This window comes from Azonexus sp. (genome assembly GCF_049652925.1).
In the GTDB taxonomy this organism is placed as follows: Bacteria; Pseudomonadota; Gammaproteobacteria; order Burkholderiales; family Rhodocyclaceae; genus Azonexus.
Map to the genome: position 1 here is coordinate 52,959 of NZ_JBASFI010000005.1, position 16,148 is coordinate 69,106.

Annotated in this window: 15 protein-coding genes and 1 tRNA gene; 4 read left to right on the forward strand and 12 right to left on the reverse strand. The window is 61.0% G+C overall.

Annotated features, from left to right (window positions below; genetic code table 11):
- Positions 1–30 precede the first annotated feature (30 nt).
- From WBK19_RS01850 to WBK19_RS01860, 3 genes are all read right to left on the reverse strand, one after another.
- Positions 31–3,009 (reverse strand): phage/plasmid primase, P4 family, encoded by a 2,979-nt coding sequence (locus WBK19_RS01850; RefSeq protein ID WP_511286405.1) that lies wholly within the window; start codon positions 3,007–3,009, stop codon positions 31–33.
- 11 nt (positions 3,010–3,020) lie between these two features.
- Entirely contained in the window at positions 3,021–3,218 is a 198-nt protein-coding gene (locus WBK19_RS01855) for a helix-turn-helix transcriptional regulator (RefSeq protein ID WP_511286407.1), read from the reverse strand.
- A gap of 401 nt (positions 3,219–3,619) precedes the next feature.
- Positions 3,620–3,696: transfer RNA gene (locus WBK19_RS01860), tRNA-Arg, on the reverse strand.
- A gap of 104 nt (positions 3,697–3,800) precedes the next feature.
- Between WBK19_RS01860 and WBK19_RS01865 the strand changes: the two genes are divergently transcribed.
- Positions 3,801–4,664, forward strand: a complete 864-nt coding sequence (locus tag WBK19_RS01865; protein ID WP_511286409.1) for an HDOD domain-containing protein — start codon at positions 3,801–3,803, stop codon at positions 4,662–4,664.
- A gap of 2 nt (positions 4,665–4,666) precedes the next feature.
- Here the strand turns inward: WBK19_RS01865 and WBK19_RS01870 are convergent, their stop codons facing one another.
- Positions 4,667–5,167, reverse strand: coding sequence for a C40 family peptidase (locus WBK19_RS01870; RefSeq protein WP_511286411.1), 501 nt, complete (start codon positions 5,165–5,167; stop codon positions 4,667–4,669).
- 63 nt (positions 5,168–5,230) lie between these two features.
- Here WBK19_RS01870 and WBK19_RS01875 point away from each other — a divergent pair, with 63 nt between their 5' ends.
- On the forward strand, positions 5,231–6,685 hold the full coding sequence (locus WBK19_RS01875; protein WP_511286413.1) for an NAD-dependent succinate-semialdehyde dehydrogenase: 1,455 nt from the start codon (positions 5,231–5,233) through the stop codon (positions 6,683–6,685).
- Between the two features lie 2 nt (positions 6,686–6,687).
- Positions 6,688–7,344 carry a glycine-rich domain-containing protein gene (locus WBK19_RS01880; RefSeq protein WP_511286415.1) on the forward strand — a complete coding sequence of 219 codons (657 nt, stop codon included), beginning with the start codon at positions 6,688–6,690 and terminating at the stop codon, positions 7,342–7,344.
- A gap of 4 nt (positions 7,345–7,348) precedes the next feature.
- Here WBK19_RS01880 and WBK19_RS01885 read toward each other — a convergent pair whose 3' ends face one another.
- Genes WBK19_RS01885 through glnL form a run of 8 tightly spaced genes read right to left on the reverse strand, consistent with a single transcriptional unit; the run spans position 7,349 to position 14,967 of the window.
- Positions 7,349–7,492 carry a hypothetical protein gene (locus tag WBK19_RS01885; protein WP_511286417.1) on the reverse strand — a complete coding sequence of 48 codons (144 nt, stop codon included), beginning with the start codon at positions 7,490–7,492 and terminating at the stop codon, positions 7,349–7,351.
- Positions 7,492–9,417 (reverse strand): DUF4178 domain-containing protein, encoded by a 1,926-nt coding sequence (locus tag WBK19_RS01890; protein WP_511286419.1) that lies wholly within the window; start codon positions 9,415–9,417, stop codon positions 7,492–7,494. The genes WBK19_RS01885 and WBK19_RS01890 overlap by 1 nt, the downstream gene beginning before the upstream one ends.
- A gap of 10 nt (positions 9,418–9,427) precedes the next feature.
- Positions 9,428–10,441, reverse strand: a complete 1,014-nt coding sequence (locus WBK19_RS01895) for an SPFH domain-containing protein (RefSeq protein ID WP_511286421.1) — start codon at positions 10,439–10,441, stop codon at positions 9,428–9,430.
- 19 nt (positions 10,442–10,460) lie between these two features.
- Positions 10,461–10,862, reverse strand: a complete 402-nt coding sequence (locus WBK19_RS01900; protein ID WP_511286423.1) for a DUF350 domain-containing protein — start codon at positions 10,860–10,862, stop codon at positions 10,461–10,463.
- Positions 10,863–10,919: 57 nt separating this feature from the next.
- Positions 10,920–11,636, reverse strand: a complete 717-nt coding sequence (locus WBK19_RS01905) for a type III pantothenate kinase (RefSeq protein WP_511286425.1) — start codon at positions 11,634–11,636, stop codon at positions 10,920–10,922.
- The gene (locus tag WBK19_RS01910; RefSeq protein WP_511286427.1) at positions 11,633–12,424 is read right to left on the reverse strand and encodes a biotin--[acetyl-CoA-carboxylase] ligase; all 792 of its coding nucleotides are present in this window, start codon (positions 12,422–12,424) and stop codon (positions 11,633–11,635) included. Before WBK19_RS01910 ends, WBK19_RS01905 begins: the two co-directional genes overlap by 4 nt.
- Positions 12,425–12,434: 10 nt before the next feature.
- The gene (gene ntrC, locus WBK19_RS01915; protein WP_511286721.1) at positions 12,435–13,847 is read right to left on the reverse strand and encodes a nitrogen regulation protein NR(I); all 1,413 of its coding nucleotides are present in this window, start codon (positions 13,845–13,847) and stop codon (positions 12,435–12,437) included.
- A 49-nt stretch (positions 13,848–13,896) separates the two neighbouring features.
- Positions 13,897–14,967 (reverse strand): nitrogen regulation protein NR(II), encoded by a 1,071-nt coding sequence (gene glnL, locus WBK19_RS01920; RefSeq protein ID WP_511286429.1) that lies wholly within the window; start codon positions 14,965–14,967, stop codon positions 13,897–13,899.
- A 91-nt stretch (positions 14,968–15,058) separates the two neighbouring features.
- Between glnL and WBK19_RS01925 the strand changes: the two genes are divergently transcribed.
- Positions 15,059–16,147 (forward strand): efflux RND transporter periplasmic adaptor subunit, encoded by a 1,089-nt coding sequence (locus WBK19_RS01925; protein ID WP_511286431.1) that lies wholly within the window; start codon positions 15,059–15,061, stop codon positions 16,145–16,147.
- The last annotated feature ends 1 nt before the right edge of the window (position 16,148 follow it).

Here is a 16,148-nt window from a genome sequence, read left to right on the forward strand (position 1 = left end):
TCCCCCACCTTTTCCCCCACAAAATCCCCCTCAGTCCTTAAAGTCCTCCTCAACCGAATCCGCTCGACCAAAAGTCTTGTTGTATAGGTCCATCGCTTCCCGCTCAGCTTTTCTCTCCGCTACCTCATCGGCAACGTAGTCGGCCGGCGCGTCGTCACCAGCCAAGGGGTTGATCGAGACTTCGCGGACGACGAGCTGGTTGTGCCGAGTAAAGAGGCTGAACCCTGCATTCTGCAAGGCACCTTTAAATGCCTGCTTACCTAGAACGGTTGCCCTCGGTTCATGCTCCGCCATCCAGGACTTGTAAAAGCGCTCAATGATGGTCAGCTTGATTGCGGGTGCAGTTGGATCGCTGACCAGCATCTGCCGGAAGAAGCAATCCGTGGTGTTCGCTGAGCGCATCCACGTATCCGCTGCTTTGGTAACTTCATCTGGACGCTGGTAGCGGCCGCGCTGCAAAACGCGCTGCCAGGCCTCGACCAGAAGATTCAGCACACCAGGCAGTTCATCGCGCATGATGTACTGCTTCAGATTGGGATCTTTCTCGCCCTCGGTGAGTTGGTGCTTGAATTCGATCACGTGTGCTCGCCGTGTCATACCGTGGCTCGTGTCTGCCGTGCGTGGCCAATGGTTAGCCAGCATGATCATGGTCGCCCGACTGGTGAATTGGAACGTCGAGCTGTTCTTGGGATTGGCGGTAAGAACCTTCTCCTCGGACAGCTTCTTCAACCAGTCGTCAGGAAGCAAAACCCCCTGCTTCACATCGTCATCAATGAAGGCGAGTTTCCCGACCAATGATGAGGTGAAATGGTTGTCCTTCCCGGCAGCAGCATCGGCGATGCTCCCCTTCAGGCAGGCGCCCCCACCCATCACAGCCTCGATGATATCGACGAGGAAAGTCTTCCCGTTCTCTCCCCTACCTTTCAGCAGCATCCACATAGCTTCAATTCGACGGGGCTGAATTACGGTCCCCATCAACTCAAGGAAATGCCGGGTCACCTCAGCAGGGGACTTGCACTCCTTGAAAACCAAAGCCAGGGCTGCTTTGAATTTTGGGCAGTCTGCCGTGGGCTCGTAGCTGGTAGATATCTGGAAAGTCAGCTTGTGGGCCGGGTCATGGTCGACAAATTCCACGTTGCCCTCTTCGTCGAACCAGAGTTCGCCATTTCGGCAATTGATAACAGACTCGGGAAAACTCCCTTTCAAGTTGAGGGGGTCACTGGCCTTGTCGTCCTTCGCACAGAACCTACGAAGGTTTCCACAGACTGCGGTCGTCAGAGCGTTCAGGTAGTCCCCACGTTCCGACTCACGCAGCAGTTTGGTCAAGGCCCTGACCTCTTTGCTTGCTCCTGCCAAGATGCGCTGAATGCTCCGTTGCACACGGTTCTCAACCAGGCTCGAATCCGTCTGCTTCCAAACGCCACCACGATACAACCACCAACTGTCACCAATGAAAGTCAGGTGCTTGCCTGAAGCGAACCAGTCATCGAGCACCTGCTTGACGAGCCCCATCTCCAGATCGAAAACCCGAATGGTCTCATCCTCCTCAGGCGCCAGCATTTCACGCAAGGCCTTCGCTGAGAGCTTGGCTTTACTCGGAGACAGAGCGGTAAATCGCTTAGCAATAGAGTTCTCCAGCTCCGCCTGCTCGTGCGGCTGAAATCCATTCTCAGCCATCGCAGCCTTGATGGCCGGCACAACCTCTGCCGCCATCTTGAGAGGCGTTTCCGCAGCGGCAATAGCCTGGATGAGCGAAGCGACAACAGCAGCCCGCTCCTCGTGCTCACGCAGGCTATCCTCGCGCGCCGCCTCCAGCAGCTCCGGCAGCTTCCCCGCCCACTCCAGCATCGCCAGATTGGACGGCTTAGCATTGATCGGCAGGCTGTCGATGTCCTCCTGCTCGAAAGCGTCGTCCGACTGGTCGAGGTGACCGAACTTGAACACCCGAACCAGATCCCACAGATTAGCGATGCCGTCGATCGGCCAGGTATTGTGCGACGAGCCGACGTGCATGCCGTCATCGTGCACCCACACGCCCTCCGGCGTGCCGCCCCCGTTGTGCCAGGTGTAACGACGCTCCGAGACGCCCTCGAACTCGCCCTCGAGGTGGGTCAGCAGCACCTCCTCAGCGGTGAACACCTTGTTGTAGAGACCGACCAGGCCGGACTTCTCCGAGGGGTCGACCAGCTTCATATCGCTGCCACCCTGGCCAGCGCCTTGCTCTCGGGCGGCGGTCAGAATATCTTGCGTAATGACCAGATCGACGTAGTCCGTCTCGCCCTGATGCCAGCCGGAGCGGACCGGCACAGGGTCGATGCGGCCTTCCTCGAAGATGGGGTCGGCCGTGTAGCGGATCTGGACCCGGCGATAGACCGCCTTGTCGATGGCCGGCGTGTAAGACTTGGCCCACTCATACATCTGGGCTGTCGTGTATGCCGTCTTTGACCACATCCACAGGTGGCACTTGAGGATGCCCTCCTTGCCGGGCATGCCTGCCGAGCTCGAGAGGTGCCAGTAGAAGCTGGCGGTCCGGAAACAGGCTGGCAACTTCTCGGTCAGGAAGTCCAGCACGGCCAGCTCGGTCTCCAGTACGGGGTCAGCAAAGCCCGGTCGGTAGCCGTCGATGTCGATCACGAAGGAGTGCAGCGGTTGGTCGTCGAAGTTGGCGTTGGTCCGCGTCACCGAGCCCTGGACGTTGCCGGGCTGCATCTCGTCCTTCGGCGCCCCGGCGATCAGGCAACGCTTCTTGTTCTTGTGCAGCTTGCCGAGCAGCGTGGCCAGGGAGGGCAGGTCGGCCACCTCGACGGTCTTGACCTTGAAGCTGGCCGCGTCGTCATAGGCATCAGTCGTGCCGTCGGATTTATAGACCTTGGTCAGACAAGGCCCGACGGTTTCGAGAACGGTGATCTTGTCAGAATAGCTTGCGGTAGAATCTGCGACGTGCGCAGTATCTGAGGTCGTGCCGGTGCCAGCCGGTGCGGCCTTTTTCACTTCTGAGGGGGTGCGCACGATTGAGCCCCTCAGATGCCGTTGGCAATCAGGTATTCGACAGACTCAGCTTTAACGCGAGTCGTGCGCTGTCCAAACTTGACGACCTGGAGCTTGCCCTCCCCAATCAATTGGTAAGCCTTAGTGCGGCCAATGCGCAAAACAGCAAGAGTCTCTTTGACGGTGAGCAGGCGGCCGGACGCGGCAACAACATTTTCAATGCTAGACATGGGTGTCTCCGGTTTGCCGCAGGTGCGCAAAATGTGGGGGCGCAACTACAGCAGGGTGCCGGGTTCGATCCACGTGGGCAGGTATCTCCAATTCAATCGTTACCAGAAGGGAGCCAATGACGCAGGTTGATTTCTGCGGGCTGCACTGGGTTCTGGTGCCCTCGACTAAATTGGTAGCGCCTATTAGATGCAGGCGCTTTTCAGAAACGGGTTCGCGGTTTTATGGGTTCAGTTGGATCGTGGGCCAACTATAGCGGCCTCTGCGAACAAATGCAACATAATCAGCATGTTAGAAAAACTAACAGGTCTCAATGAACACTGATGAGATTTTTCCGGTTTTCCGTACAGATTCCGTACAGGCATGAAAAAGGCCACACAAGGCGGCCTAAGTCATTGAATATTGGTGCGCCCGACTGAATTCGAATCAGTGACCCCTGCCTTCGGAGGGCAGTACTCTATCCAGCTGAGCTACGGGCGCTTTGAGAGGGGAGGATTCTACCCCCAAGCGAAGCCTTGCGTCCATGACACCTGATCGATTAAGCTCCATCGAATCAACAATATTGCATAAATTATCAAATTGCCATGTCCCTTAGCAGCCACGAACTGTCGCCTGAAGACCTGCAGAAAGTCATTGCGACCATAGACATCCCGACTTGCCCGCGCATGGTCTGCGACGCCATGGAAGAAGGGCAAAAAGACGAGCCGGACTTGATTCGGCTCGCCGAGATCATTGGCAGCGATGCAGGCATGTCGGCCTCCGCCCTGAAACTCGCCAATTCTCCGCTGTTTGGCACGAGCAGTCCGGTTTCCAGCGTACGCAAGGCCGTCGAGCGTCTCGGGACCAAGAATGTCGTCTGCGTGGTCGTTGCTTCGGCCCTGCGCGCCAGCGTCACGGGCCTCCCGGCGGCGTGGATCGAGCAATTCTGGAAGCGGACAACGATGCTGTCCCTTGCATCGAGCATGATTGCCCGCCGCCAGTACGGAATTTCGGCTGACGCTGCCTACACTTACGCGTTGTTTCACGACGCGGCGATACCACTATTAATGCGGCGCTTCCCAAATTACGGTGAGGTGCTCGAAAAATGCCGTCGCGAAGGCATCATGCTTAATGTGGCCGAGGAACAGTACTTCCCCTGCAGCCATCCCGTCGTTGGCTCGTTGCTGGTGCGCAACTGGGGGTTGCCGGCGATTCTCGGTCAGGCCATCCGCTTTCATCACGAGAAAGACGCCTACGACCTGCCGGACCGGACTTTGCCGGGCGGTGCACTTTCGCTGATTGCGGTAACTCAGGTCGCCGAGCACCTGCTCAGCGAAATACTTGATGAGGACATCGAGGTCGGCAACGATTTGTTCGAGCGGGCGCTGGACTTTCTCGGCATCTCGACCGACGACCTCGACGAACTACGGCACCGGGTCGCTGCGGCGATCGAGTCCGGCACCAGCTGAGTTCAGTCGAAGAACGTTCTCGCCGCTTCAAAACGCGAGGCGTAATAGCTGTCACTGAGACGGTCGATGCGGACCTTCCCGTTGGTCGATGGGGCATGGATGAAGCGCGCATCGCCGATGAATATCCCGACATGCGAATACGAGCGGTTGAGGGTATTGAAGAAAACCAGATCACCGGGCCGTAGTTCGGCGCGCTCGATCGCCCGGCCGTTGCGGGCGATGTCGGCGGCACTGCCCTGGACCTTCAAGCCCGCCGCCCGGCCGTAGATATAGCTGACCATGCCGCTGCAATCGAGCCCGGCTTCGGGGTTCTTGCCGCCAAAACGGTAGCCGGTATCGATCAGCCCCATGGCGTAGAAGACGACTTCATTGCCCTTCTCGCTGACCGAGCGCGAGCCTTGCGTTATAGTTTCCGACGACGAGCCGAAACGCGACAAGGGGCTGCCGCAGGCAGCGACGAGCAGGGCCGAGATCAGGGAGAGCAACAGGGTGGTCACGCGCATCAGGCTAAAGCTCTTTCTCGAAACAGTTGCCAACTTACCGTTTTTACAGGAATTTTCAAGACCATGAAACTGCATAACAGCGACTTGCTACGGTCAACCGGAAAAATTGGCCAAAATTGGAATGCTGCTGACGATGGTTCGACCTTCGTCGTGATCAACCCGGCGACCGGCGAGCAGATCGGCGAAGTGCCGCTCTGCGGCGCCGCCGAAACCCGTCGGGCCATCGACGCCGCCAACGCCGCCTGGCCGGCCTGGCGCGCCCTGACTGCCAAGCGCCGCGCCCAGATCATGCAGACCTGGAACCGGCTGATTCTCGACAACGCCGACGATCTGGCGCAGATCATCACGGCCGAATGCGGCAAGCCGCTGGCCGAAGCCAAGGGCGAAGTCATCTACGGCGCCTCCTTCATCGAATGGTTTGCCGAAGAAGGCAAGCGCACTTACGGCGAAAGCATTCCCAGCCCGGCGTCGAACACCAGACTGATCGTCATCAAGCAACCGATCGGCGTCTGTGCGGCGATCACGCCGTGGAATTTCCCGTTCGCCATGATCACCCGCAAGGTGGCGCCGGCCCTCGCCGCCGGTTGCCCGGTCGTCATCAAACCGGCCGAAGCGACACCGCTCAGCGCCCTGGCGCTGGCTGTGCTGGCCGAGCAGGCGGGTTTCCCGGCCGGGGTGTTGAACGTGGTGACCGGCAAGCCGGCCGAAATCGGCGGCGAGTTGTGCGCCAATCCCATCGTCCGCAAGCTTTCGTTTACCGGCTCGACTGCCGTCGGCCGCCTGCTCATGGCGCAATGCGCGCCGACCATCAAGAAACTGTCGCTCGAACTCGGCGGCAACGCGCCCTTCATCGTGTTCAACGACGCCGATGTCAATGCTGCGGTCGACGGCGCCTTGACGGCAAAATACCGGAACACCGGCCAGACCTGCGTCTGTGCCAATCGCTTTCTCGTGCAGTCAGGCATCTACGAGGAATTCGCCAGCAAGTTCGCCGAGAAGGCGCGTGGCCTCAAGGTTGGCGACGGCACCGAAGCCGGCGTCGCCCAAGGCCCGCTGATCAACGCCGCCGGCCTGAGCAAGGTCGAGGCCCATGTCGCCGATGCGCTCGACAAAGGCGCCCGCCTGCTGTGCGGTGGCGCCCGTCACGAACGCGGCGGCAACTTCTTCCAGCCGACCGTGCTGGCCGATGTGACAACCGCCATGAAGGTCGCCCGCGAGGAAACCTTCGGCCCGGTCGCCCCACTCTTCAAATTCGAAACCGAAGCCGAGGCCATCGCCATGGCCAACGACACCGAGTTCGGCCTGGCCGCCTATTTCTTCACGCGCGATGTCGGCCGTTGCTGGCGCGTCGGCGAGGCGCTCGAATACGGCATGGTCGGCGTCAATACCGGGCTGATTTCGAACGAGGTCGCGCCCTTCGGCGGCATCAAGCAATCGGGCCTCGGCCGCGAAGGCTCGAAGTACGGCATCGAGGATTACCTCGAAATCAAATATCTCTGCTTCGACATCAACGGCTGAATATGGGCAAGGTCATCCTCATTTCGCTGCTGGTACTGGCCAGCGTGGTGCTTTGGCGCAACTGGAGCCGGCAGCGGCGCGGCGCGTATATCGCTGCCTATCCTTACCAGCGTTTTCTCGACAAGCGTCTGGCGGCGCGCCGACCGGAGCTGAGTGCGGAGCAGCGCAACGAGGTTTTCGCCGCACTGGACGATTACTTCCAGCTTTGCCGCAAGGCCGGGCGCCACATGGTCGCCATGCCATCGCAGGCGGCAGACGACGCCTGGCACGAGTTCATCCTGTTCACGCGCCAGTACGACAAATTCTGTCGCCATGCCTTCGGCCGCTTCCTGCACCACACGCCAGCCGAAGCGATGCGCACGCCGACGCAGGCCAGCGACGGCATCAAGCGCGCCTGGCGGCTGGCCTGCGCGCACGAGAAGATCAACCCGAAAGCACCGGAACGACTGCCCCGCCTGTTTGCGCTGGATGCCGCGCTGGGCATTGCCGGCGGCTTCGTCTATCAACTGGACTGCCTGGCGGCGAGTGGTGGCGCGGCGGGTTCAGGCTATTGCGCCAGTCACATCGGTTGCGGTGGAGGTAGCGGCGGGTGTTCCGGCGACTCTGGAAGCTCCGACGGCGGAGGAGACGGTGGCGGCTGCGGTGGAGGCGGGGACTAGCCGACTACTTGTGGTAGGTCCGGCTGCTGCCGGAGCCGCCGTGCGATGGGTTGGCCACGTTATCGAACATGTTCCAGCCCTGCTGCTGGGCGTAAGCAAAGAACAGCACGGCGAAGACACCGGTGGCGAGAGTCAGTTTATCGAACATCAGTCGTCTCCATCCGAATCGTCGCTGCTCACCGGCGCATGGTCGCTTTCGGCCCAGCGCCGCGCCTCGAAAGCAGCATGGCGCATGGCGCTGAAGATCGGGAAGATGATCAGGAAGATCATCACCAGCACGAAGTTCGACCAGCCGGCGCCGGCCGTATGCACTTCAACGGTATCGCGCACCGCAACCTGTTTTTCCGGCGCCATGTCCGGGTCGAGCGTCAGGTAGTAGGTGCCGGCCGGGATATTCAGAAAGACGATTTCGTCGCTCTGGCTACCCTCGGTCCACCGACCGTCGTCGTAGCCGCTGTAGAAGGACAGTTCGCGGGCTGCTGGCCAGGCGGCGCCGGCCACCTTGTTAACCAGCATCATGTCGAGGCCGATCCAGTTGTTGTCGAGCGAGGTCTGGTTCTTCACGGCAATTTTGCGCGGCTTGCCGGTGACCTCGAATTCGCGGGTCTGCACCTCCTCGCCGCGCAGCGGCTCGAAGGTGAAGTCCTGGCGCAGCAGCAATTTGCCGCTGGAAACGAAGATGAAGAAAGCCTGAACCAGAATGGCGGCCAGCGCCAGCTTCCAGAACAGCCCCCAGATTCGCCGATTCGTCTCGCTCCATGAATTCGGCTGGTTGGCGAAAACGCCTGTCGGCTCGGGCAAATCCGCTTTAAGCTTGAAAGCCTCGGCGATCACTTGCGGCTCGACGTAGCTGCCTTGTGACCAGCTCAGATCATTGCCGGTCGATTCGCTCGACAGCATGAGCGGCGGCGCCACGTAATCGACGACGCGATTGGTTTCGCCGCGCCGGACCCGCCACGTAAACTCGCCGGCCACCTGCACGACCTCCGCCGCCTGCGTGGTCGAAAAATGTTTGAAAACCTGCCCGCCAAAACGAACGTTATCGACTTCGACAATGCCACCCACCGGCGGTTTGGACAGCACATCAACGACATTCCAGTGACCGTTGTATTCGGTCAACCAGCGATATGTCCCATGTTCGGCGGCCAGAAGGTACTCGCTCCAGTGGTAGGCCAGACCGTCGACCACGCAGCGTTTGACGAGAAAGCCAATGACTTCGACCGGGTTGCCCTCAAGTCGCCCCTTGCTGCTCAACGGCAGGCGTGGCGAGTATTTCTCGTCGCGCATGCCGAGCGACTTCGACAGAATCTTGTAGCTCTCGTCGGCGGTATCAACCACAGCGCCACAGGAAGCGCAGCCAACGGCGAGAATTTCCCGCGAGCGGGCTGCCATCGGCGAGCCGCAGCTTGGGCAGCGGAAAACGCGGGCTTCGACCGCCTTGGTCGGAATGGCCATGCCGTCACGCAGGTTGGCCATTTTCAGCGATGCAAAGTCGACCGCCTCGCCGACAAACAACAACGGTGGCGTTTCCGAATAATCCAGCGTGGCGAAATTCGCCTGATTTCTCAGGTCGACCGCAGCAACCGGATAGCCGGCGCCCACCTTGAATGGCAATTCGCCTTGGCCGGCCACGCACTCGGCGTTTTCGATGTTGCTGACGGTCCAGGTCTGGCTGGCCAGCACAAAGCGCTGACCGATCTTGAGGTCGTCAAATTGCGGCAGCGCCTCGGGCACAAACTGCGCGAAGGTAAGCACGTACTCACCGCCCGCCTCCGACAGCCAGCCGGTGCGCATGTCGTCGAAGAGCAGGTGCCACTCGTTCCATATCCCCTGGCTGTACTTGATCTGGATGCGCCCGATCAGCGCGAAATGGATGCCTTTGTAACTGCCTTCCGAGCCCAGCTGCAGCGGCGAACGGTCCTCGACCAGCGCCGCCATCTTGCCGATGTCTTCGAGATTCTGGTCGTGGCGAACCAGCGTACTCTGACAGTATTCGCAGACGGCAAAGACCGACGACGCCGATTTGAAGACAACCGGCGCGCCGCAGGAAGGGCAGTGGGCAGTTACAGCCACGTTGCTACGGTCAACTCAGTTTTTTGAGCAATTCCGCTTTTTTGGCATCGAACTCGGCTTGGCTCAGGATGCCTTTTTCGACCAGCCCGTGTAGCTTTTCGAGCGTTGCCACGACTTCGTCGGCCGACATCGGCGCCGCTGCGGGGGCTGGTGCCGTCGGCTGCAATGCAGCGCCCATCGCCTGACCCATGACTTGCCCGAAGCCGACACCGGCCCCCAGACCAACGCCCATCGCTGCCATGCCGCCCTCGTTCTTGGCCGCATCGGGAATGCTGTTGGCGACCTGGTACTGCGTGTAGCGCTGCATGTCGCCGATCATGTTCATGCCGATCTTCTGGTCGAGAATCTTCTGCAGTTCTTCCGGCAACGAAACGTTCTGGACGACCAGCGAATCGAGGGTCAGACCGTACTCGGCAAACATCGGCGCCGCCTTGGCCAGCATCGCCTTGCCGAATTCGTCCTGATTGGCCGCCATGTCGATGAAAGGCACACCGGATTCGCCGAACAGGTCGGTCAGGCCGGCTACCATGGTGTTGCGCAACTGGCCTTCAAGCTCCTCGCAGGTGTAAGCATCGCGGGTGCCGGAAATCTTCTGGTAGAAAGTCTTCGGGTCGGTCAGGTGATACGAATAGATACCGAAGGCGCGCAGGCGGACGATGCCGAATTCCTTGTCGCGGATGGTGATCGGGTTCGGCGTGCCCCACTTCTGATCGATCTGGGTGCGCGTCGAGAAGAAGTAAACATCGGACTTGAACGGGGATTCGAACAGCTTGTCCCAGTTCTTCAGGTAGGTCAGGACCGGCAGCGTCTGCGTCGTCAGCTTGTACATGCCGGGCGCAAAGACATCGGCCACCGTGCCTTCGTTGACGAACAGCGCCAACTGCGAGTCGCGTACCGTCAGGCTGGCGCCATTCTGGATTTCCATCTCGGCCATCGGGAAGCGCCAGGCCAGCGTGCCGTCGCCATCCTCGGTCCATTGCAGGATGTCGATAAACTGTTTCTTGATGAAGTCCATCAGAGCCATGAGTTTTCTCCTTGAATGGTCAGGCGATGCAGCCGGCGTTGAGGATGCCGATGCCGAGGGAAAGCGAAGCGAGGAAAATCCCGGAGGCAATCTTGCCTTGCGGAATGTTCAGATTGATCTGCGGCAGCGCGAAGCGGGCGACGATATAAGCCATGAGCTGGACGACACAGGCGACGACGCCCCAGCCGATCATGACGTAGATGTTATGGCTGGCCGCCACCGACACGGCAATCGGCAAGGCGTAGCCGATGATGGCCCCTGCCAGGCTGATGGCCGCCGCGGTATTACCCTCGCGAATCAAGGCCAGTTCGCTATAGGGCGTGACGAAAACGTAGAGAATGAGAAAGACGGCAAGCAGCCCGACGGCTGTCGCGAAATAGCCGGCAAAGGCCGGCAGGCTGCTAATGACCGGATCGAACATGGAATCTCCCGGAGGTGGCGCAATGACAGCGGATTGTCACCGCTCGCCGAGGTTTGTTCAAGCGTCAAGCGCCAGACGGAACAAACCTTCCATGGGCAAATTGGCCACGGCCCGCCAGCGGATGCCGAGATGCGGGGCCAGACTGGCCGCATTGCCACCGGACAGCAGGCAGACCTTGTCGATATTGCCGAGTCGCTGCCAGGCCCGTTCGATGGCGCCGACCTGCGCCTCGATACAGCCGGTGACGATGGCGTCGTCGGTGCAGCGCGGATAGTCGGCGTGACGGCCATCGGCGAACGGTAACGCAGCCGTGTCGGCAGCCAGCGAGCGGCGCATCAGTTCGCCGCCGGGCAGGATCAGGCCGCCGAGGAAATTGCCCTCGGCGTCGAGCGTATCGATGGTCGTCGCCGTTCCCGCCATGACGACGATGGCGGCGGTCGGGCTCAGGCCACGGGCGCCGATCAGCGCACACCAGCGGTCGACGCCGAGTTGGCCCGGATTGCGATAGTGGTTTGTGACACCGCAACGCGTGGCTTCCGAACGCGCTTCAAAAAATACCGGCAGCCATGGCGCAAGCCGCTCACGAATTCGCTCGCCAGCCTCAGCGCCAGCCACGTTGGCCAGCATGATCTTGTCGGGATGCGGCCAGTCGCTGACCAGCTGTCGCAATTGCCCGACCTCGGCGTGCGCAATTGCGCCCTGGGCCAGCCACTGCTTGCCGTCATGCACGCCCCATTTGATGCGGCTATTGCCGCTGTCGAGACAGACGATCATGCGCGGCGCAGGCTGACGTCACCGGAAAATATGCGTTCGATCCCGGCGGCGGTTTCGAGCAGCAGGGCGCCGTCGTCATCAACGCCGAGACAGCGGCCGCGCTTCGGATCTTCACCGTCGCCAAGGATTTGCACAGCCTGATCCTGCCAGGCGTGGTAACTCTGCCATTTCATTTTTAGGCCAAAAAACCGGTTGACCGTGAAAGTGTCGAGCACGGCCGCCAACTGGCCGAGGATGGCGGCCAGGACATTGTGGCGATCAATGAGGAGAGGACAAGCCTGGCTCAAGCCCGCCGCCGGCTGCGGCAAATCGCCCGTTGGCGGCACGAGATTGAGGCCGATGCCGATAATCGCCTGCGTACCACGACGGTCAGACGACAGCTCGATCAGGATGCCGGCCAGCTTGGCGAAATCGTCGCCGGAACGCAGCAGAACGTCGTTCGGCCATTTCAGGCAAACCCCTTTGGCGCCCAGATTTTCCATGGCCTCAGCGAGGCCGACGCCGACGGCGAGCGACAAGCCGCTAAGGCTGGCCGCATTGCCGGGAAATCGCCAGAGCAGGGAAAAGGTCAAACTGGATTCCGGCGATGACAGCCAGTTGCGTCCGCGCCGCCCGCGCCCGGCGCTTTGCCGGTCGGCAACGACGACTGAGCCGGAAGGCGCGCCGCGCTCGGCCCGGCGCATCAGTTCGCTGCTCGTCGAGTCGCATTCATCCAGCGCGTCGACGTCGAAGCGGCCGGCCAAACCAGCCAGCCGCGCCTTCAGCAAGACGGGATCAATCAGTGTCATGCGGCGGATTTTACTCCGCCGCGTGCTCCTTGCCGCCATCGATGCCGAGTTCGGCGATCTTGCGGGTGATTGTGTTGCGCCCGATGCCCAGCGCCTGCGCCGCCTCGATGCGTCGACCACCGGTATGGGCCAGCGCCCGGGAGATCAGGATGCGCTCGAAAACCTGCGACAGAACGCCGTGGATATCCGGAATGCCGCGCGCCAGCATGCGGTCGGCCTCGCCTTCCAGCGCGCTTTCCCAGTCAGTGGCCAGCGACACCGGCGTCGCCTCGCGCAGTTCGCCGGGCAGGTCGCTGATATCGACCTGTTGGCCCGGCGCCATGACGGTCAGCCAGTGGCAAAGGTTTTCCAGTTGGCGAACGTTGCCCTGAAAATCGAGGCCGCTCATGTATTTCAAGGCGGCTTCGGTTAGCCGCTTGGTTTCAACGCCCAGCTCGCGCGCACTCTTCTGCAGGAAATGCCGGGTCAGCAAGGGGATGTCTTCGCGGCGCTCGCGCAGGGCCGGCAGGCGGATACGGATGACGTTCAGGCGGTGAAACAAGTCTTCGCGGAACAGACCATCCTTGACTCGCGTGTCGAGATTCTGGTGCGTCGCCGCAATGACCCGCACGTTGGCCTTGATCGGCGAATGGCCGCCGACGCGGTAGAAGTGCCCGTCCGACAGGACACGCAGCAGGCGGGTTTGCAACTCAGCCGGCATGTCACCAATTTCATCGAGAAACAGCGTACCGCTCTCGGCCTGCTCGAAACGGCCGCGCCGCTGGGCCTGGGCGCCGGTAAAGGCGCCGCGCTCATGGCCGAACAATTCCGATTCAAGCAAGTCCTTGGGAATCGCCGCCGTATTGATGGCGATGAATGGCTTGTCGGCCCGCGGGCTATGGCGATGCAGGGCACGCGCCACCAATTCCTTACCCGAGCCGGACTCGCCGGTAATCAGCACCGTCGCGTGCGACAGGGCCAGCCGGCCAATGGCGCGGAAAACTTCCTGCATGGCTGGCGCCTGGCCAAGAATCTCCGGGACCAGGCCCTCTTCCTCCGCTGCACCGCTTTGGTGCATCGATTCATCAATGGCACGCCGGATCAGTTCGACTGCCTGATCGACGTCGAAGGGTTTTGGCAGGTATTCGAAGGCGCCACCCTGGAAGGCAGCGACCGCGCTTTCCAGATCGGAGTAGGCAGTCATGATGATGACCGGCACCGAAGGGAAACGGGTTTTCACCTCCTGCAGCAGCTCCAGCCCCGACTGGCCGGGCATGCGGATGTCGGACATCAGCACCTGCGGCGGTTCGACTCCTTGTTCGAGCTGCGAAATAGCCTCGCTGGCCGAGGCAAAACTCTTGAACGGGATACCTTCGCGGGACAGGGTTTTTTCCAGCACCCAGCGGATGGAGCGATCGTCATCTACGACCCAGACCGGTTTCATATTTTGGTGGCTCATTTTGTTTTCAGAATGGCCCAAATAGAAGCAAGACTCACGCCTGCTCAACCGGCAGATTCAGCGTGAAGACCGTGTGGCCGGGCCGGCTGACACAATTGATCGTGCCATGATGATGCTGGATGAAATTCTGGGCGATGGTCAGCCCCAGCCCGCTCCCGCCCTCGCGCCCGGAGACCAGCGGGTAGAACATGCGCTCGCGGATTTCATCGGAGATGCCCGGGCCGTTGTCGATGACCTTGATTTCCATGGCCAGACGATAGCGCTTCTTGGCCAGGGTCACCTGCCTCAACGAGCGGGTACGAAGAACAATTTCGCCCTCGCCGCCCATGGCCTGCGCTGCATTGCGGGCAATATTGAGGACTGCCTGGATCAGTTGCTCGCGATCACCGACCAATTCCGGCAGGCTGGTATCGTAATCGCGCCGAACGCTCAACGACCCCGGAAACTCGGCAGTCAGCAGACTACGCACCCGCTCGAGGATCTCGTGAATATTGACCGTCGTCGGCAGCATCGCCCGGTGCGGGGTCAACAGGCGCTGCATCAGGTCCTGCAGGCGATCCGCCTCCTTGATGATGACCTGGGTGTATTCCTTGAGCGACGGATTGCCCAGCTCATGCTCCAGCAATTGCGCCGCGCCACGAATACCGCCGAGCGGATTCTTGATTTCGTGGGCCAGATTGCGGATCAGCTCACGGCTGACCTGCTGCTGCTCGATCAGGCGCTCTTCGCGGGTTGCCGCCAGATGATGCTGGATCGGCTGCAACTCAAGCAACAGACGGACGCCCGGGGCGATATCCGGACGTAGCGGCGTCACCGTGCAGTTGATGTTGAGCACTTCGCCATCGCTGCGTTTCAACTCGACATTCTGGCCGGTGTAGCCCCAATTGTTGTTCAGACCATTGTCGAGGGCCGATTGCAAGGTCGCAGAGCAAGTGCATACCGCCGTCAGTGTCTGACCAATCACGGCGCGGCTGCTCACGGCCAGCAGGTTTTCGCCGGCCGCGTTGATATAGCGGATGGCCAGTGCGTCATCCAGCAGGAGCACTGCCGAAGCCAGCAGATCAAGGCCGGCAAAGGAAGAATGAGTAACGTTCATGCCCGCCATTGTAGCGATTCGACACCCCCTACTGATGATAACTTGCGTTACTGACCAATCGTTCATTATCATCCGAACACTGTCCCCCGGACCTCCCCAAATGATCAAGACCGCCCCTCGTGTTGCCCTTTTTCTGATAACTGCAGCTACCGTTCTCGCCGGCTGCCAGGCTGGCGATACAACGCCACCGGCGTCCCGTGCCGTGCTGGTCCAGGCCGCAGCCAGTGCACCACTGACCAGCAGCGTCTATACCGGCGAGATCCGTGCCCGCCATGAGGTTGATCTGGCTTTCCGCGTTGGCGGCAAAATCGCCGCCCGTCTGGTCGATGCCGGCGCCGAAATCAAAGCCGGCCAGGCGCTGGCCCGCCTCGATCCAGCCGATCTTGAACTGGCCGCTGTTGCCGCCCGCGCCCAATTGGCGGCCGCCGAAAGTGAGCACGCTACGGCACGCGCCGAGCGCGAACGCTACTCCGACCTGGTCACCAAAAAATTCGTCAGCCAGGCCGCTTTTGACGCCAAGGACAACGCCTTCAACAACGCCCGGGCCCGCCTCGAACAGGCCCGCGCTCAGAGCCGCATCAGCGGCAACCAGACCAGCTACGGCACCCTGAGCAGCGAGTTTCCAGCCGTCGTCGCGGCCGTTCTCGCCGATGCCGGCCAGGTCGTGACAGCCGGCCAGGCTGTATTGCGCATTGCTCGCCCGGAAGAGAAGGAAGTTGCCATCGCCATTCCCGAAAGCCGTTTGGCCGAATTGAAAGCAGCCAAAAACCTCGCCGTCAGCCTGTGGGCCGAACCGAAAATTTCCTTGCGCGGCGAATTGCGCGAACTGTCGCCCGCCGCCGATCCGGCAACGCGCACCTACGCTGCACGCATCCGCATCGACAACCCGCCGCCCGAGGTACGCCTCGGCATGACGGCACGCGTTATCCTCGATGGCGCCGCGGATAACAAGCTTCTCGTCCCCTTGAGCGCCGTGATCAATCTCGGGCAAGGCCCGCTGGTCCGCGTCGTCAAGGATGGCAAGGTCGTCTCCCGGCCCGTGCAGGTCTCCCGTTTCCGGGAAGATGGAGTGGAGTTGAATGGCGGACTGGAGGCCGGCGAACTGGTCATCATCAGCGGCGCCGGCAAGCTGGTCGACGGTCAGGAAGTTCAAGCCAGACCGGCCACGACGCCGGATCGGCAGCGCTAAG